General features: G+C 43.2%; 16 protein-coding genes. 2 read left to right on the plus strand and 14 right to left on the minus strand.

From position 1 onward, the window contains the following. Window positions 1–6: 6 nt before the first annotated feature. The 4 genes from aroC to aroE are packed head-to-tail and all read right to left on the minus strand — an operon-like array spanning window position 7 to window position 4130. A complete protein-coding gene (gene aroC, locus ACVPPQ_RS10215) occupies window positions 7–1182 on the minus strand; it encodes a chorismate synthase (RefSeq protein WP_463494490.1) in 1176 nt (391 codons plus the stop codon). 11 nt (window positions 1183–1193) lie between these two features. Continuing rightward, window positions 1194–2261, minus strand: a complete 1068-nt coding sequence (aroB, locus tag ACVPPQ_RS10220) for a 3-dehydroquinate synthase (RefSeq protein ID WP_463494492.1) — start codon at window positions 2259–2261, stop codon at window positions 1194–1196. A gap of 7 nt (window positions 2262–2268) precedes the next feature. Further along, the gene (gene aroF, locus ACVPPQ_RS10225) at window positions 2269–3264 is read right to left on the minus strand and encodes a 3-deoxy-7-phosphoheptulonate synthase (protein ID WP_463494494.1); all 996 of its coding nucleotides are present in this window, start codon (window positions 3262–3264) and stop codon (window positions 2269–2271) included. A gap of 2 nt (window positions 3265–3266) precedes the next feature. Further along, complete coding sequence (gene aroE, locus ACVPPQ_RS10230) at window positions 3267–4130, minus strand: shikimate dehydrogenase (RefSeq protein WP_463494496.1); 864 nt, start codon at window positions 4128–4130, stop codon at window positions 3267–3269. A 205-nt stretch (window positions 4131–4335) separates the two neighbouring features. Between aroE and aroD the strand changes: the two genes are divergently transcribed. Further along, window positions 4336–5064, plus strand: a complete 729-nt coding sequence (gene aroD / locus ACVPPQ_RS10235) for a type I 3-dehydroquinate dehydratase (RefSeq protein WP_463494498.1) — start codon at window positions 4336–4338, stop codon at window positions 5062–5064. Window positions 5065–5126: 62 nt separating this feature from the next. On the opposite strand, the gene pepT is transcribed toward aroD, so the two are convergent. From pepT to ACVPPQ_RS10255, 4 genes are all read right to left on the minus strand, one after another. Beyond that, window positions 5127–6368 (minus strand): peptidase T, encoded by a 1242-nt coding sequence (gene pepT, locus ACVPPQ_RS10240; protein WP_463494500.1) that lies wholly within the window; start codon window positions 6366–6368, stop codon window positions 5127–5129. Window positions 6369–6412: 44 nt separating this feature from the next. Further along, on the minus strand, window positions 6413–7540 hold the full coding sequence (locus ACVPPQ_RS10245) for a Nif3-like dinuclear metal center hexameric protein (RefSeq protein ID WP_463496366.1): 1128 nt from the start codon (window positions 7538–7540) through the stop codon (window positions 6413–6415). Next, on the minus strand, window positions 7537–8244 hold the full coding sequence (locus ACVPPQ_RS10250; protein ID WP_463494502.1) for a tRNA (adenine(22)-N(1))-methyltransferase: 708 nt from the start codon (window positions 8242–8244) through the stop codon (window positions 7537–7539). Before ACVPPQ_RS10250 ends, ACVPPQ_RS10245 begins: the two co-directional genes overlap by 4 nt. 110 nt (window positions 8245–8354) lie before the next feature. Beyond that, complete coding sequence (locus ACVPPQ_RS10255) at window positions 8355–8912, minus strand: TetR/AcrR family transcriptional regulator (RefSeq protein WP_463494504.1); 558 nt, start codon at window positions 8910–8912, stop codon at window positions 8355–8357. Between the two features lie 188 nt (window positions 8913–9100). On the opposite strand from ACVPPQ_RS10255, the gene ACVPPQ_RS10260 reads away from it, so the two are divergent. Then, window positions 9101–10903, plus strand: a complete 1803-nt coding sequence (locus tag ACVPPQ_RS10260; RefSeq protein WP_463494505.1) for a DHA2 family efflux MFS transporter permease subunit — start codon at window positions 9101–9103, stop codon at window positions 10901–10903. A 237-nt stretch (window positions 10904–11140) separates the two neighbouring features. Here the strand turns inward: ACVPPQ_RS10260 and rpoD are convergent, their stop codons facing one another. From rpoD to recO, 6 genes are all read right to left on the minus strand, one after another. Further along, a complete protein-coding gene (gene rpoD / locus ACVPPQ_RS10265; protein ID WP_025083293.1) occupies window positions 11141–12250 on the minus strand; it encodes an RNA polymerase sigma factor RpoD in 1110 nt (369 codons plus the stop codon). A gap of 24 nt (window positions 12251–12274) precedes the next feature. After that, entirely contained in the window at window positions 12275–14146 is a 1872-nt protein-coding gene (dnaG, locus tag ACVPPQ_RS10270) for a DNA primase (RefSeq protein WP_463494507.1), read from the minus strand. 153 nt (window positions 14147–14299) lie between these two features. Next, entirely contained in the window at window positions 14300–14662 is a 363-nt protein-coding gene (locus ACVPPQ_RS10275) for a DUF488 domain-containing protein (RefSeq protein WP_463494509.1), read from the minus strand. Between the two features lie 20 nt (window positions 14663–14682). Beyond that, window positions 14683–16767 carry a glycine--tRNA ligase subunit beta gene (gene glyS / locus ACVPPQ_RS10280; RefSeq protein ID WP_463494511.1) on the minus strand — a complete coding sequence of 695 codons (2085 nt, stop codon included), beginning with the start codon at window positions 16765–16767 and terminating at the stop codon, window positions 14683–14685. Next, window positions 16760–17674, minus strand: coding sequence for a glycine--tRNA ligase subunit alpha (gene glyQ / locus ACVPPQ_RS10285; protein ID WP_025083290.1), 915 nt, complete (start codon window positions 17672–17674; stop codon window positions 16760–16762). Before glyQ ends, glyS begins: the two co-directional genes overlap by 8 nt. A gap of 239 nt (window positions 17675–17913) precedes the next feature. Further along, window positions 17914–18732: a DNA repair protein RecO gene (gene recO / locus ACVPPQ_RS10290; protein WP_463494514.1), complete on the minus strand. Its 819-nt coding sequence runs from the start codon at window positions 18730–18732 to the stop codon at window positions 17914–17916. Between the last annotated feature and the right edge of the window lies 1 nt (window position 18733).

Raw genomic sequence — 18733 nt, forward strand, 5'->3', positions numbered from 1 at the left:
CTCCGATTAGCGTTCCAGTAGTTCTTGTCGATAGGCTTTCATGCGACTTTGTAACCGACTGACGGTTTGACCACCAAACGTTTCCAAAATCACTTCGCATAACGTAATGCCGGTCATCGCTTCGGCCACGACACTGGCGGCGGTCACCGCGACCACGTCCGAACGTTCCGTCGAGGCTGCGGCCAGTTGATGTTGGTTAATCTCAACGGTCGCTAACGGTTTCATCTGAGTCGGAATGGGTTTCATGACCGCATTAATCACGAGTGGCAAGCCGTTAGTCATGCCACCTTCAAGACCGCCTAAATGGTTCGAAGCTCGGGTATAGCCTGTTGCCGCGGCCCATTCGATAGGGTCTTGCGCTTGATTGCCGGCTAGCTGACCTAATGCAAAACCATCGCCAAAGCTGACGCCTTTAATCGCGTTGATACTACTGATGCTTTGCGCCAAACGACCGTCTAGTTTTGAACCTACAGTCGTATAATCACCGAGTCCGGCTGGTAACCCCGTCGCTAACACTTGAACCGTCCCACCGAGCGTATGCCGTGCTGCTTTGGCAGCTTCAATCACAGCGATGGCCGATTGATCATCCGAGTCGTTCAATAACCGTAAGTCGTTATGTTCAATCTTGGCCCGTAATTCAGCTAAATCAGGGGCTAATAAGTCGACCGGTTGCGTTGTAAACGAACCAATCCCCGTGACATAACCTAACACTGAAATATCGAGTTGCGCTAACAATTGTTCGCACAATGCGCCAATCGCCACTCTCATCGCTGTTTCCCGCGCACTGGAACGTTCTAAGACGTTTCTCAGGTCGGTCTGTTGGTATTTAAGACCGCCAACTAAATCAGCGTGACCGGGCCGTGGCGTGCTAATGGAACGTTTGCGGTCTTGCACCGCATCACCCGTTTCGGTTGGCGCCATAATCACACCCCAATTAGCGTGGTCGCGATTTTGAATCACCAAACAAATCGGTGCACCTAATGTAACCAAATGGCGTACACCACCCATGATTTCGACTTGATCAGCTTCAATCTGCATCCGTTGACCACGTCCGTAACCCCCTTGACGTTGGGCCAGGCGTTGATTAATCAAATCGATATCAATGGTTAATCCGGCCGGAAAGCCTTCGATAATCCCAGTTAATTGCGGGCCGTGTGATTCGCCAGCTGTCATATAGCGCATATCATTTTCTCCTAATCTAACCCTAAATAAGCTTGCACATCGGTTTGTGGGACAACAATTTCCCGTGGTTGGCCGACTTGCGCCAAATAAATCAGATGTAACCCTTGGCCTTGATTCTTCTTATCATGGCTAATCCGTTCCAATAACCGTGAATCCGTTAAATAGGGCGTCGTTACGGGTAAGCCAACCGATTGTAATAAATTAATTAGTTGATCAGTTAATCCTTGTGGACTTAACCCTTTTTGTTCGAAAATTCGCGCGATGGCGACCAGTCCAATACTGACTACTTCACCGTGCATCAATTGGCCGTCCGCTAAAGCTTCAACGGCGTGCCCAATCGTATGGCCCAGATTTAGAATCCGGCGTTGACCACCTTCTTGTTCATCGGCCATCACAATTTGCGCTTTGAACGCAATACTCTTAGTGATTAACGCTTCAGCATGCGCCAAAATTCCAGTTGCCTCTTGGATCAGGTTAACCAGTTGCCAAAAATCGCCACCCGTTAAAGCGGCCATTTTGACAATTTCGGCGTACCCTTCCACCAAATGGCGGGGTGCTAACGTCGCCAGCATCTCTGGATCAATCAACACTAAATCCGGTTGATAAAAAGTCCCGACTAGATTTTTACCAGCAGGTAAATCAATCGCCGTCTTGCCACCAACACTACTGTCGACCTGTGCTAATAAAGACGTTGGGATTTGAATGAAGCGAATCCCGCGCATATAAGTTGAGGCCACGAAGCCGGCTAAATCGCCAACGACACCCCCACCGAGAGCAATCACACCATCACCACGATTAAAACCCGCGGTTAAGAGTTGTTCATACAATAACGCTGTTTGTGCCAACGATTTTGATTTTTCACCCGCGGGGACCGTGATTGGTAAGACCTGAAAGCCAGCCGCGGTTAATTGTGTTTGCACTTGCACTAGATACAGCGGACCAACCGTCGTATCGGTCACCAAAGCAATGCGGCATGGTTGCCAAACGGCGGCCACTTCAGTCCCAAATTGAGCCGCAAGACCGGTTTGAATTTTAACTTGATATTGTTTATGGGTCAATTGAACGTCCACAATTGTCATGATCAGCCTACCATTCTTGCATTAACGTATGAATCGCTTGAACTTGTTCGCACATTTTCAAATAAGTCGCTGGTTTCAAGGCTTGGGGACCATCCGAAAAAGCGTGTTCGGGATCGTCATGAATTTCGACCATCATCCCACTAGCGCCCGTTGCGACACCTGCGCGCGCCATTGGGGTCACTAGGTCCCATTCGCCAGTGGCGTGACTTGGATCAACGATCACTGGGAAATGCGTTAATTTTTGTAACACCGGTACCGCGTTTAAATCGAACGTATTCCGCGTATATTTATTATCGAACGTCCGAATCCCGCGTTCGAGTAACATGATTTGTTGGTTACCGTTGGCGGCGATGTATTCGGCCGCGTTTAATAAGTCATCAACGGTGGCTGCTAACCCGCGTTTTAAAGCGACGGGAACGTTGGTTTTACCAACTGCTTTTAATAATGAGAAGTTTTGCATATTTCGGGCACCAATTTGGAAAACATCTGTGTATTTAGCAATCAAATCGACATGTGTTTCGTCCATGACTTCGGTAATCACGTCCATCTGGTTGGCATCGGCCGCTTTGCGTAATGCGATTAGGCCTTCTTCGCCCATTCCTTGGAATGAATAAGGTGATGTCCGCGGTTTATAAGCACCCCCACGGAGTAACGTGGCGCCACCGGCTTTAGCGACTTTGGCCATCGCCATAATATGATCGGCTGATTCGACGGAACAAGGCCCCGCCATCATCGTAAATTCACGACCCCCGATTTCAGTGTGGGGTAGTTTAATAATCGTCTCTTCCGGTTGGAACAAACGACTGCTTAATACCGCGCTGGGATCATCATTACTGATAGAATCAACATTGGCCTGTTCGTCATCAGTTAACGTGACTGCTTTAGCACCGATGATAGCGACATGGTGTTTCACTTGGTAAACGACTTTCTCGGCCGCTGTTTGGCGGTCACAAAAGGCTTGAATTAAAGTTTGGGGCGCACTAGTTTTAAATTGAATAATCATAATTAAAATTCCTCCATTAATTGTTGGTACATATTGGTGGTGTCAATTGTTTGGCCCATCCAGAATTGAAAGCTCAACGCGGCTTGTTCGATGAGCATCCCTAACCCGTTCTGACAAACTAATTGCCGTTGCCGACACTTGTTTAAAAAGGCGGTTGCTTGTGGCGCATAGATTAAGTCGACGACGACGGCTTGTTGTTTAATCTGGTCAATCAATGCCGCTTCGATTGGTAAGCCAGGGGTTAGCGCCATGCCAATATTGGTGGCGTTAACCACACAATCAGCCGTTTTTAAAGCAGTTGTCATCAGCGCAGTTGCTTCATAGGGTACAACTTCAATCGTTAAATCATGATAGCGACTAATCGCTTGTAATTGCGCTTGAACCTGCGCAAAAGTTGCATTTTGCCGTTTAAAAACGGTCACCTGTTGCACGCCTGCTCGACCGGCCGCTTCGATTACCGCTAGCGCAGCACCACCAGCCCCCAGAACAACTAGCTGTTGAACTGGCTGGTTAGGATTGACCCGTTTAAAGGCTTGCCAAAAACCAGCACCGTCAGTCGAAGTTGCGCTTAAATAACCGTTTTGATTTTTAACCGTATTAATGGCGCCAATCAATTGGGCCGTTGAACTTAATTCAGTGATCAACGGAAACAACGCCTGTTTATAGGGCATCGATAAATTAACGCCGGCAATCCCGAGTGTCTGAATCGCTTGAACCACTTCGCGAGCACTTGCTTGGGTATCAAAAGCGGCGTAGCGCGCATCAATCTGTTTTTCTGAAAACCATTGGTTCTGAATTTTTGGGGATAAACTATGTCGCGCAGGATGTGCAACTAGTCCGTAAAGAGCTGTCTGACCTGATATCATTGCGAATACCTCTACCCACTATCATACTGTAATTTGCTTATTTTTTAAATCCCTTTTTAGAATTCATTAGGGGGCTATACTATTTAACGCTCATTAATCTTTAAATTGCCTATTCCCGATTCTTTCGCTAAAATAAAGACGAGCCTTAATTTAGCTTAAAAGAAATTTTCATGAAAACTATTAAAAAGGATAGGAAGTCATACAGATGACTCTAAATGTTCACGAACCCGTACTTAAAACCGGCACAATCCAAACCGCCGTTTCAATCAGTCCCCAAAATTTGGTGGATTGTCACAGACTCATTCAACAAGTTACCGCTAAACTAAGCGCCATCGATTTCGTTGAATGGCGGTTAGATGCTTGGCAAGTTCCCGCTGATCTACTAACCGCGGCACAACTCATTAATCAAATTGATCGGCCGTTGATTCTGACAATCCGTACTAAACATGACGGCGGCCAATTTAACGGTAATCTAGCGGCCTATCAAACACTTTATCAAACGTTAATCAAACAACATATCGGTCAACTAATTGACCTTGAATGGCACGTTCCACTCGCAACGCGCCAAAGTCTAGGTCAACTCGCACAAACTGCAGGCTACCAAGTGATTTTAAGCCAACACGATTTAGTTGCGACTAAACCAACGGCCATTTTACAACAAGAATTAGCCGCAATGGCCGCCGAACCGGTGATTGACATCGTTAAGCTGGCGACAACTGCTCAAACTAAAAGTGATACAATGCGCCTCTTAGACGTCACGCGCCAATTCACTGAACAAGATCCGCATCCATTAATTACGATGGCGATGTCGGAACTGGGCCAAGCTTCTCGAATTCTCGGTGGCCAGTTTGGCAGTTGTCTAACGTTTGGGTATCTTGAGACACCAAGCGCCTCTGGCCAGTTACCGATTGACCAATTAAAAAGCTTACTTTAACCTTTAATCCAACCAAAAAAGCCTACCTCAAGTTCGAGATAGGCTTTTTCTAACTTTTATTTTTAGTTACGTTCAACGTTTAAGTCGTTCATCTTCAACATTGTATCAACCGCTTTTTCCATCGTTTCGATTGAAACGAATTCGTAACGACCGTGCATGTTTTCAGCGCCGGCAAAGACGTTTGGTGTTGGAATCCCCATGAATGAAATCTTAGAACCATCTGTCCCACCACGTACGGGTTCGATCAATGGTTTGATATCGATGGCTTCCATGGCATCTTTTGCCAAGTTAACCACGTCCATATGATCTTTAAGAATTTCAGCCATGTTGTAATATTGATCTTTAATAGTGGCAACGACACGGCCTTCACCGTATTTAGCGTTCATTTGATCAACGACCTTATTGGCAACTGCTTTCCGAGCTTCTAAACCATTTCGTTCGAAATCACGAATGATGTAATCCATATGAGCTTCATCAACCGTGCCTTCTAAGTTACATAAATGGAAGAACCCTTGACGACCATCAGTCTTTTCAGGGACTTCATCTTGTGGCAAAGCATCTTGGAAATCAACCGCAACCTGAATCGCATTAATCATGATATTCTTGGCTTCACTAGGATGCACGTTCTTACCTTGAATATCAACTTTCATCCCAGCGGCGTTAAATGTTTCATATTCAAGTTGACCAATTGGACCACCATCCATTGTGTAAGCAAAATCAGTGGCGAAATCTTTAGCATCAAAGTGATCAGCGCCAGTGCCGATTTCTTCATCTGGTCCTAAGCCGATCTTGATGTCGCCATGTTTAACTTCTGGATGTTGGATTAAATAATCCATGGCGGTAATGACTTCGGCCACCCCTGATTTGTCATCAGAACCCAATAAAGTTGAACCGTCAGTTGTAATTAAAGTTTGGCCTTTATAATTTTTCATGTTAGGAAATTCGCTAGGATCTAATACGAATTTACCAGCAGCGTCCAATTTGATGATTGATTCGCCATCATAATTTTCAACGATTTGAGGATTAACACCTTTGGCATTGAAATCAGCTGTATCAATGTGTGATAAGAAGCCCATTGTTGGCACTTTTTTATCAATATTACTTGGTAATAGCGCTGTGACATAACCATTACTTTCGTTATACTTAACATCGCTTAAACCAATTTCCTTTAAATCACCCACCAATTTGTGTAGAAAAACCACTTGCGTTTCTGTTGATGGACTAGTTGTTGCGTTTTCGTCAGAACGTGTTTCAGTTTGTACATATTCTAGAAAACGCGGAATCAATTCTTCATATTTAGCCATGGTGTAGCCTCCTAGATATTATTTAACACTAATCATATTCTAACTTATTTCGCATTAAAAATAAATGTAAACGGATCAGTATTTCGCTGAGATTCAATAATCGTGACTTGCCAATCATTTTCTTGGACCCATTCTTCAAAAAGTTTGGTCATTTCCGTCTTAACAATGCTTTCAACGTGGTGTCCCGGATCAATGACCGACAACCCATCCGCCAACATGTCGTGCCCCGTATGGTAATAGACGTCGCCAGTAATATAGACATCAGCTTGCGCCTGGATTGCGGCGGGATAGAATTTACCACCATCACCGCCTACAACCGCCACGCGCTTAACTAACTTGTCGGGCGTATCCGAAATCAGACGTAACCCCGCAACATCAAAGGTTTCACAGACGAATTGCGCATAATCACGAACCGTCATCGGCGTTGCGGCTTGCCCAATGCGCCCAATTCCGATTGGTTGTTGTTGATTCGCTAATGAAATTAAATCGTAAACCGGTTCTTGATACGGATGGGCCGCTAACATCGCGGCAATCATTTGCGGTGCTTGGCTTTGGGGAAATGTGACTTCCAGCTTAACTTCCGTAACTGCTTCCGCTTGGTTCTTTTGGCCGATAAATGGCGTTGCTAACGTATCCGGTGTAAAGCGACCAGTCCCGGTTAAACTGAAGCTACAGTCGGTATAATCGCCAATGCGACCAGCACCCGCTCGATTTAAAGCTTCACGGACCGTCTTCTCATGGCTAACCGGCACGAACGTCACCAGTTTAGCCATTGGGACGTAACTGGTCACGTTAAATGGTTCAACGTCGGTTAATTGTAAAGCTTTCGCTAACCAATCATTCATCCCGCCTTGGGTTTTATCCAAGTTGGTATGGGCGGCGTAAACCGTAATATCGTGCCGAATCAAATCCGCGTACATTTGATTTTGGGGAATCGCTAAATCTAAATTTCGCGCCGGCCGAAACATCACCGGATGGTGGGCGAAAATAAAATCAATGTTTTGATCAATCGCTTCTTGCACGACTTCCGGGCGGACGTCTAGCGTCACTAAAACCCGTTTAACGACTTTATCCCGGCGGCCAATCTGAAAACCGGTTGGATCGTGTTCTTCTTTTAACGCTAGCGGTGCGTAATTTTCAATTGCGCTGATTAAATCAGCGGCGATCATCATTGCCATGTTGCCATCATCTCCTCAATTAATTGCAACTCGTGTTGAACCTCTTGCACTTTAGTGACGGGTGCGCTTTGCGCTTGTTCCAATTGCCCTAACAGATGGTGCCGTTTGGTCCGCATCTGTGTCCATTTCGTGATGAAATCAGTGGGCTTTTTTTGCATTAAAACCGGGCCAAATAATAATTGACTCTCCGTATAACGGACTGGTGTCACAGTTGGTTCAGCCACAATCACCTCATAAATATGATTTTCTTCAGCCACGATGTCCTCATCAATAATTTGATAATCATGGTTCATTAACCATTCGCGAACAGCTGGTTCAGTAATGTTGGCTTGCAAAATTAAACGTTCATGCCCGTTTAAATGCTGTTGGCCACGTTCTAAAATTTCGGTGATTAATAAACCACCCATGCCGGCAATCACGATACAATCAATCCCATCATCAGTTGGCGAAAGGACTTCTAATCCGTCACCCAGCCGGACATCGATGGTGGTTTGCAACCCATAATTTTGAACGTGTTGGTGGGCAATCTCGAAGGGGCCCGCGATGACTTCACCAGCGACTGCGGCTTGAATCCGTTTCTGCTGACTTAAATAAATCGGTAAAAAGGCGTGATCCGACCCGATATCAGCCAACCGACTATTTTCTGGTACAAATTGGGCAACCGTTGCGAGTCGCTTCGATAAATGAATTCCTGACAAAATAAAACCCCAGTTCTGCTTTGATTTATAATACCTTAAGTATACCAAATTTAAATAACTTTGTTGCCACTAGTCATTATGAAAAACTATTAATTTGTCGCTAATCCTACTTATCCTAGTAAATGGGATTCTTTTTTAACCAACTCCCCCAAATCGTGCAGTGTTATCTCATCAGGATTCAATAACCAGCCAGAAAAAACGTTCCATAGCGCCCCAACGCTCAATCGCGAGACATATTTGCTCATGATGGAATTATTAACCGTACTGTGCCAACTAACATTTTTATTTTCTAAACGAAATTTTTCAAAATAGGTTGGAAAAACCTGATTATATTTATCCAGTATCAAAGTTGATAAGTTTGCGTTCACCAATAACGTTAATTCAGGTACGAATTGTTGCCAAAAATTAAACATCAAATCAATCAGGTCACCGTAATCTTTCACCGGATGATGCTCGACATACAGTGACCAACTTTCCAAAATACTATTTAGATAATCATCCAACAATTGTCCTTTTCCTTGGTAAGCACGATAAAAAGTCCGCCTAGAAACTTGTGCTTCATTGGCAATATCGATTACCGTTAGTTCTTCATAATTCTTATTTTCTAACAACGTAAAAAAAGCGCTAGTTAGTTTATGACGTGTTTGTAGAGACATTCTATTCGGCATCTTTAAGCCTCCAATTTTATTCGTTAAACTCATTTGAGCTAATCTGAGTCAAGAATTAAGATTCAGAATAACCCATTTACTTTTTTAATCCAAATATCTAATATGAGTGTATAACTTATGACTCACGTGTGTCAAAATATAAAAGTTATCAAGACATGTCTAATTTTAAGATTTTGGAGTGGACATCTATGTTGAAAATCAGAAAAATATTTGGATTCACAGGATTGACCTTAGCAATGTTTATGGGCGCTTTGGATGCAACAATCGTCAATATTGCCTTGCCCAATATTATGGCGGATTTACACAGTAATTTGACCAACACCAGTTGGGTTAGTACGATATACGCCTTAGCAATGGCCGTTTTTATCATAACCGCCGCTAAAATTGCGGATATCTATGGTCGTAAAAAAGTCATGCTCTGGGGAATTATTTTATTTGGCCTATTCTCATTTGCTTGTATGACCGCCCAGTCTTTAACGACGCTAATCATTTATCGCTTTTTCCAAGGCGTTGGCGGAGCGATATTAACACCCATTGTCCTACCTATGGGGATTGAATTATTTGGCAAAAAAAATACGAGTAAAATTACTGCCATTATGGGTGCCGCCAGTGCACTTGCCGCAGCAGGTGGTCCAGCAATTGGTGGCATCATCATCAACTCAACCAATTATCAGTGGATTTTTGGCATCAATATACCTTTATCCATTTTAGCTTTCTTCGCAATTTTATGGGGTACACAAGAATCATACGATGTCACTTTACAAAATAATATTGATTGGTTCGGCATGTTTTTTTTAACGCTGACCTTAAGTGGCATCACTTTTGGCTTATTGGAGGCCCATACGTATGGCTGGTTATCTTTAATGATTATCAGCAGTTTTGCGATTAGTCTCATCAGTTTAATGATTTTTATCCGGATTGAACACACTGTAGAATCGCCATTGATTGAACTAACTCTTTTTAAAGAACGCACTTTTACAGCCTCGACCCTTATTTATCTATTATTCGGAATGACGATTATTAGTCCCTCTCTGATTCTCAATTATTTTTTACAAAATATTCGTGGCTACTCAACATTACACGCTGCGTACCTTATTATTCCAACCTCTTTAGCAATCACAATCAGTATGCCTTTGGCGACCAAAATGTATCAAAAAATAAGTAGTACGTTACTAATTGGTATCGGTCTCATAATAACGACTTGTGGTCTTATTATGCTTTCTTTCATGTCCGTTAATATGCCGCAATCAATCATTGTTTGTAGCAACATTATCGTCGGAATTGGCCTGGGGTTCACGGCGATGTCGCTAACTGCCGCCATTGAATATCTACCAAAAGACAAGGTTGGGATTGGTTCCGGAATTGTGAATGCCTCAAGATATATTGGCCAGTGTCTCGGAATCGCCATCCTCGTTACATTACTCAACCAAAATATTAACGTTGCCAAACATAATATCCAACAGACGGCTTATACTCAAATTGATACCCGAGTACTTTCTAAGCCAGTTAAAATGGCCGCTAATGCTGTCATCAAACAGGGCTTCGATACCAAAGACTCGAATAAAGAAAACAACGTCGGTCGAAAAATTAATACCAAAGAAATCATTAAGGCCGCTAAACAGACTAATCGGTTACCAGTCCCTTCAATCAAGAGTCCCTATCATGATATATATCTTGCAATGCACAAGGTGGCTTTGGGCAATCAGACCAGTTCTAACTATCTTATAAATCTATCAAAAGTTGATACCAATCTATCTAAAAATATTTATTTGATTGCTTCTAAAACAAGCACTTTAGTCAATGCACAAAAAGAAATTGGCGTTTCAATTAAATTATTAGCACAAAGGGAAGAAATAGTATCTGCACTGAATACCATCAAAAAAACAAAGAACGAGCAACTAAGTCATGCTTTTTCAAAAGTTTTTATCACAAATGCCGTGATTGTTCTATTGAGTTCACCAATCGCCTTATTAACAAATCGTCGACATTAGAAAATAGTCAATTCACCGCACGATTTCACTCATCAACCTCCGTCTAAATCAAAAATAACATTATCCAAAAACTGGATAACGTTATTTTCAGTTTAGTACTCGATTGATACTGATTAAACGTGCTCCTTTGAATAGCCTTTTGTAGTTAATAAAAAATGGCGCTGTCGGTTAAGAGCAACCAACAGCGCCATTTCTATATTAATCCTCAAAGCCTGACCCATTCAAATTAGCACTCTTTTATTCTAAAAAGTCTTTTAATTGTTTTGAACGTGATGGGTGACGTAATTTCCGTAATGCTTTGGCTTCGATTTGACGAATCCGTTCCCGGGTAACACCGAAGACTTTACCGACTTCTTCAAGGGTCCGTGTCCGACCATCGTCTAAACCGAAACGTAACCGTAAGACGTTTTCTTCACGATCCGTTAAAGTATCTAGGACACTTTCCAATTGTTCTTTCAACAATTCGTAAGAAGCGTGATCTTCAGGACTCGTTGCATCTTGATCTTCAATGAAATCACCTAGGTGTGAGTCGTCCTCTTCCCCGATAGGTGTTTCAAGTGAGACGGGTTCTTGCGCAATCTTCAAGATTTCACGAACCTTATCGGTATTCATATCCATTTCAGCCCCAATTTCTTCAGGCGTTGGTTCGCGACCTAAATCTTGGAGTAATTGACGTTGAATCCGAATTAATTTATTAATCGTTTCAACCATGTGGACTGGAATCCGAATAGTCCGGGCTTGATCGGCAATCGCACGCGTAATCGCCTGACGAATCCACCATGTGGCGTAAGTTGAGAACTTGAACCCTTTACGGTGATCAAATTTTTCAACGGCTTTCATCAAGCCCATGTTCCCTTCTTGGATTAAATCCAAGAATTGCATCCCACGGCCAACGTAGCGTTTCGCAATTGAAACCACTAATCGTAAATTGGCTTCGGCTAAACGTTGCTTAGCTTCTTGTTCGCCCTTTTCGATCCGTAACGCCAATTCAACTTCTTGTTCAGCATTCAAAAGAGAGACACGGCCAATTTCCTTCAAATACATCCGGACTGGATCATTAATCTTAATCCCAGTCGGAGCTGTCATATCTTTTAATTCTTTAGCGGAGACTTTTTCTTTTTTGAGCGTTGCAACACTAGGGTTCCCGTCTGCATCGACAATACTAATCCCTTGATCTTCTACTTTTTGCATTAACTCATTTGTTTCTTTGGATTTTAAAGCAAAAGGTTTCACAATTTTAGCAACCAATTCATCATTGGTGATTTCTTTTTTTGGTTTATATTCCTTAATTAAGGCTTTAACCGCCGTATCAAATTTCTTAGTATCAGCTTTTTTCTTATCAGCCATGCAGAAACCTCCTAATTAAATAACTTATTGCATTATCCCAATAAGTCGTATTACTTCTAGAGTTAACCGGAATTCTTCATCCTGGTTGCCCAATTTTCTCGCTTCACTTAAAGCAATTTTTGCCATTTTTAATTGTTCTTGAACCGAATTTTGACCGATCACGTATAAACAATCGTTTAACGCTTCTTGATTAGCCTCTTCAGGTAGTGCCAACAAGTCGATTTGAATCACCAAGCTTTGCAGATCATCCGGAATATAAGTGGTAAATCCCGCGATATCAGCAACGTGCCCTTCGTCTAAATACGCGCGCCACAATTCATAAATCAATTGATACGGCGTGTGGACAAAACTAAAATCAGCGTTATTCTCCAACTGTAAGCGTACATCTTCATGGCGCATCAGCATGTGTAAAATCTCTTGTTCCGCGTGCTCGATTTTCGATAGCCGTTTGACTTGTCGTTGTTGCGGCGCATTCCCCCGATTAACGGGTATGGCAGCCTCATCAACTAACATTGGCGGTTCATCATAACTATCGGGACCCCCACGTTGCACTGATGGTTGCAACGGTTGACTGGTAACGTTTTTAACCCGCACCGTCTGTAATTGCCGTTTCAACGTGTCAATGGTGATACCGCTGGTTTCTTCGATTTGTTTAAGATAGACCTCGATTTCGAGTGGTGAATCAATTTGGGCCACGACGGCCAAAGCTTGTTGCACATAATCTAATTGATCTTTTTCATTGGTTAAATTTAACCCCTGTTTTAAATAGCGTAATTCAAAAGCGGTCGGTGTTTCAACCCCTTTTTGCAATGTTTCGCGAAATTGTTCCGCACCGAATTGCCGCACGTATTCATCCGGATCGGCCCCACTCGGCAACACGACAACCCCTAATTCCAAAGTTGAATGTTGACCAAGCAAGCCAATCGCCCGTTTCATCGCTTCAATCCCGGGCTGATCGCCATCATAGCAAACGACCAATTCTTGCGCTTGGTGGGTCAGTAAACTTAATTGTTCACTGGTTAAACTCGTCCCCATCGAAGCGACGCCGTTTTGGATTCCCGCAGAATACGCGGCAATCACATCCATGAAGCCTTCAAACAGATAAACGCGCTTATCTTGATGAATCGTTGCTTTCGCTAAATCGAAATTAAATAACACTTTGCGCTTATTAAAGATTGGCGTCTCTGGGCTATTTAAATACTTCGGTTGATCCGGTGTCGCTTGTAAAACCCGTCCCGAAAATGCAATAACCGCACCCTGTGCGTTCCGAATTGGAAACATGACCCGTCCTGAGAAGCGATCATGTAATTTACCGGTTTGCGTTTCCACAAACAGACCCGATTGGCGTAACGTTTGATAGTCAATCTCCCGATTTTGGAAGAACGTTAATAATAAATCGCCTTGATCCGGTAAAAAACCAATATCAAAGGTTTCAATCAACGAATCGGTTAAATCCCGTTGGTGTAGATAATCCAACGCGGGTTGACCCGCAACGGTACTCGTTAAAACATGCTTAAATAACTTACTGGCTTCTTCATAAAGCTGTTTAAGGGCCACAACTTCACTAGATTCGCGACTCCCTTGCACGGGTCGAAAAGTACTTGCCAGGTCAGCACCAACGAAATCAGCGACCTTAGCAACCGCCTCTGGAAAACTTAATTGTTCCATTTCCATTAAGAATTTAAAGACGTTGCCCCCACGGCCACACGAGAAACAGTGAAAAATCTGTTTTTCCTCGTTGACTGAAAACGAGGGCGTCTTTTCGTCATGAAACGGACAAGTGCCGAATAAATTCTTGCCGGCTTTTTTTAATTGAACATATTGACCAACAACATCAACAATATTGGTTTGGCGCCGAATATCATCGAGAACTTCTTCTGGAATCTTACTCGCCATTGGTCTCACCTCACATTATCAAATTGTACCTAAGACTGTAAAAGCCGCACCTCACAATGAAATGCGACTTCTACGGATTATCAGCACAAAAATACACTATACAGCATAGCACGTTTTAGATATAGTTGCAAACAAATATAGCAAACATCTTAGCTAACTGTCAAGGGCCTTTTTTAAAAGTGCTAATAAAATCACCACATGATTATACTCGGGATCCTTCGCAGCATAGACTAACGTGACGTTGCCGACCGCTAATTGTTGGCGGATTTGTTGTTCAAATGCGGGCCAAGCCGGATTATCGGCAATTTCAGCTAAATAGCGGGTTTTAAATGCCGGAAACTTAGCGGGTTCATGGTCAAACCAACGGCGTAATTCAGTCGTCGGCGTAATCGCCTTATTCCAGTCCTCTAATTGCGCCGTTGTTTTAGCGACACCCCGCGGCCAAAGTCGATCCACCAAAATGCGATAGCCATCGGCCGGACTGGCGGCTTCATAAACACGTTTCATCTGTAACATACAATCATCTTCTTGTTAATTTATTTAACAATCAATTCGTTTAAATCACCTAAACTAAAGGCAATCTGCGCAATAATCAATAATTGTTTCAAACGATTATTCCGAACGGTTAAATCGTCAGCCATGACCATCGTTGCTTCAAAATAAGCTTCAATCAATGGTCGCAAGTTTTGTAAGGCTGCATAGTTGGCTTCAAGCGGATTATTAGCGACTTGTCCGCGCAATGCTTCAACCGCGACATACAAGTCTTTTTCAGCTTGGTTTTCGAACAATGCGGGATCAACCGTTAAATCGGTTTGATCAAAATCAGCTTTTTCAGCTAACCGCAACACACGGGTGACGGCTTCAATCGTGGCTTTAAAATCAGTATCGGCTTTATGTTGATCCAACACATCGGCCGCTTGGAACATCGTGATTGGATCTTGCTTTTGATTCTTCAAGACCGCATCGATGATGTCGCGGCGTGGTTTACGTTGGAGCCCGTTAAAGCGTTGACGAACCCGATCCGTTAAGAATTCACCAATCGCTTGACGATTCTTCAACCAATCTAATTTGAAGCCAGCTTGCTTGGCCTTGATGGCCGTCGTTAATTCGGTTTGATAAGTCGCCATTGGGAAATGCCAATCTTGGGCGGCCAAGATCCGGACAATCCCGTAAGCTTGACGACGGAGTGCGTATGGATCGTTGGACCCGCTTGGAATCATCCCAACGGCGAAGAAATCAGCAATACTATCGAACTTATCAGCAATCGCTAAAATGGCGCCGACTTTCGTACTTGGTAGCGCCCCTTCCGCACTAATTGGCATGTAATGTTCACGAATTGCCGTGGCAACCGCAGGTGTTTCGCCTTCAAGTAAGGCGTATTTTTCACCCATAACCCCTTGAAGTTCGGGGAATTCGCCAACCATGCCCGTCACTAAATCAAATTTATAAATATCGCTAGCGCGTTGTAAATCCGTTAATTCGGTCGTTGATAGCCCAAATTTTTGGCCTAAGAATTGCGCAATAATCCCGACTCGTTGCATTTTTTCAGCCATACTCCCAATTTTATCGTGGAATGACACGTTGGCTAATTGATCGACATAATCTGCGATTGATTGTTTTTGATCTTCTTGATAGAAGAAATCGGCATCTTCTAAACGCGCGGTTAACACTTTTTCATTGCCGGCAATCACGTTATCGAGATGTTGTTCGTTACCGTTGCGAACCCCGATAAAGATGGGTAATAAGTCGCCCGATTGATTTCGCGCGTAGAAATAGCGTTGGTTATCCTTCATTGAAGTGATCAGCACTTCTTCAGGAATTTCCAAATATTTCGGCGTAAATTGGCCATAAAAGGCAGTTGGCCATTCAACTAGGTTGGTGACTTCTTCTAATAAATCGGCATCCAAATCAACTTGCCATTGATTGGCAGTCGCCATGGCTTCGATTTGCATTTTAATTTTTGCTTGACGTTTCGCTTCATCGGCGATGACGAATTGCGCTTCTAACGCCGCTTCGTAATCCGTTGCCCGGTCTAAAGTCACCGGTTGGCCTAAGAAACGGTGACCTTGTGTTGTCCGACCAGTCGTGACGTTTAGCAGACTAAAATCAATCAATTGATCGTCTAATAAAGCAATCACCCAATGGATTGGCCGAATATATTCGAAATCATAATCAGCCCAATGCATTCTAGTTGGGAAGGTCATCGCCATTAAGACGTCTTTTAACCCCGGTAAAATTTCAGCAACGGGTTGCCCGATAATTGATTTTTCAACGTAGACGTATTCAACGCCCTTTAATGCTTTAAAAGTAATATCATCAGTCGTTAGACCTTTACCGCGAACGAACCCTTGGGCCGCTTTACTCCAATTGCCTTCTGCATCTAAAGCGATTTTTTTGGCGGGACCTTTAGCTTCTTCATGAATATCCGCTTGTTTTTCAGCTAAATCTTCAATCAAAATCGCTAAACGCCGTGGTGTCGCATATGTTTTTAAAGCGCCGAATTCAAGATGTTGTTCGGTTAAGAAAGCACGCACCCGTTTTTCCAATTGTTGAATGCTAGGCATTACAACGTGGGCTGGCATTTCTTCCAGACCAATTTCTAATAAAAAGGGTTTAGTCATGATCAGTTACCTCCATCTTTTCTTGCGCATGTTTTAATAATGGGAAGCCTAATTTTTCACGTTCAGCAACAAAGGCTTGGGCAATTGAATGCGCCATCCGTCGAATGCGGGATAAATAACCGGCCCGTTCAGTGACCGAAACCGCCCCGCGTGCGTCCAATAAGTTAAACGCATGACTACATTTCAAAACGTAATCATAAGCCGGATGCACTAAGCCTAAGTCGATTAAACGTTTGGCTTCTTTTTCATAATCATCAAAGAATTCAAGCAACATCGCTTGATCACTATTTTCAAAGGCATATTTAGAATGTTCATATTCAGGTTCTTTAAAGATATCGCCGTATAAAACGCCGTTACCCCATTCAAGATCAAAGACACTATCAACATCTTGAATGTATGACGCCAACCGTTCAACACCATATGTGATTTCACTGGTAACGGGTTTGCAAGCCAAACCGCCGACTTGTTGGAAATAAGTAAACTGGCTGACTTCCATGCCGTCTAACCAAACTTCCCAACCAACACCGGCACAACCCATTGAAGGGTTCTCCCAGTTATCTTCAACGAAACGGATATCATGTTCTAACGGATCGATTCCAAGCGCACGTAAACTATCCAAATAGAATTCTTGAATATTTAATGGTGCTGGTTTCATGACCACTTGGAATTGATGATGTTGGAATAAACGGTTTGGATTTTCACCGTAACGTCCATCAGCTGGCCGCCGTGAGGGTTCAACGTAAGCAGCATTCCAAGGTTCTGGTCCGATTGCCCGTAGGAATGTATAAGGGCTCATTGTGCCGGCCCCTTTTTCAGTATCATATGATTGCATTAACATACAGCCTTTGTCAGACCAAAAACGTTGTAAGGTTAAAATCATTTCTTGAACATTAAGCTTTTTAACCATTTTTCTTCCTCTTTTCCGTCATTTTACGCATAAAAAAAGCCTATGCGACAGTTAGTCACATAGGGACGATTGCTCGCGGTTCCACCCTACTTCAGCTTTAAAGAAAGCTGCTGCTTCATTGGTATGACTCCGAAACGCCAATCTACTTGAAACTCGTCCTAGTTCACACTCTCCTAGAATCACTGTTTGCTTGTTCAAGTAGACCCTTTTCTTCAACGTCTATTAAGTTGATTACTATTCTAGTCGTCTTTAGACGACCTGTCAATTTCTGGTGCAACTTTTTTTAATTTCGGCATCGCACTATCAAAAGTAAACATTTTATCGATAAATTGTTTACTTTTTAAGACCAAACCGACTGAATTTTGATAAATCTGATCAACAATCGCTTTTAAGGCCGCTTCAGTTTCCGGTTTAACCGTCACCGATTGAATCTTGAACAAATCAATCACTGAAAACAGGCGCAAATAATAAATGGCGCGTGAATTAGCGTGCAGGCGATTCGGATCTAAATGCCAATGACGCTGGCACAACAGACCACCATAGCTTTCCGAATAATCAAACGCTAAATCGGTGCGGCCACAAATGACACAACTTTCGAGATGCGGTTGAACCCCGAAGACTTGCAACAGTTGAATCTCGATAATGTGAGTAATCATCGCCGCGTCAAAGCCCTCATCGATTAGCGTCAGAGCTTGTTCAATCCGACCATACCAAAACCCCAGCGGTTGGCTATCCGGAAACGCGACATCGATTAAATTCAAAATATACGTCGCATAGGCGTTTAAGAACAGGTCATTACTAATCGCTTGAAATTGGCTAGCCGACTTCACGTTATTCAAAAACGACAAGCCATCGTCGCGAATATCGCCACCGTATTCGGCTTTGGTAAACGGCAAAATTGCCGCCGCCATCCGAAAACGCGGACTGTTGGCCCCGCGTAAGTAAAACATCTTCTTACCGAAACGGTCAGTTAAAATCTTGACCAACATATCTTTTTCTTTGTAGTTCCGCCGAAAAATAACAAGGCCGTTAAAATCTTCGAAACGATGTTCAGCCATA

It is taken from the genome of Latilactobacillus parafuchuensis, assembly GCF_055271665.1.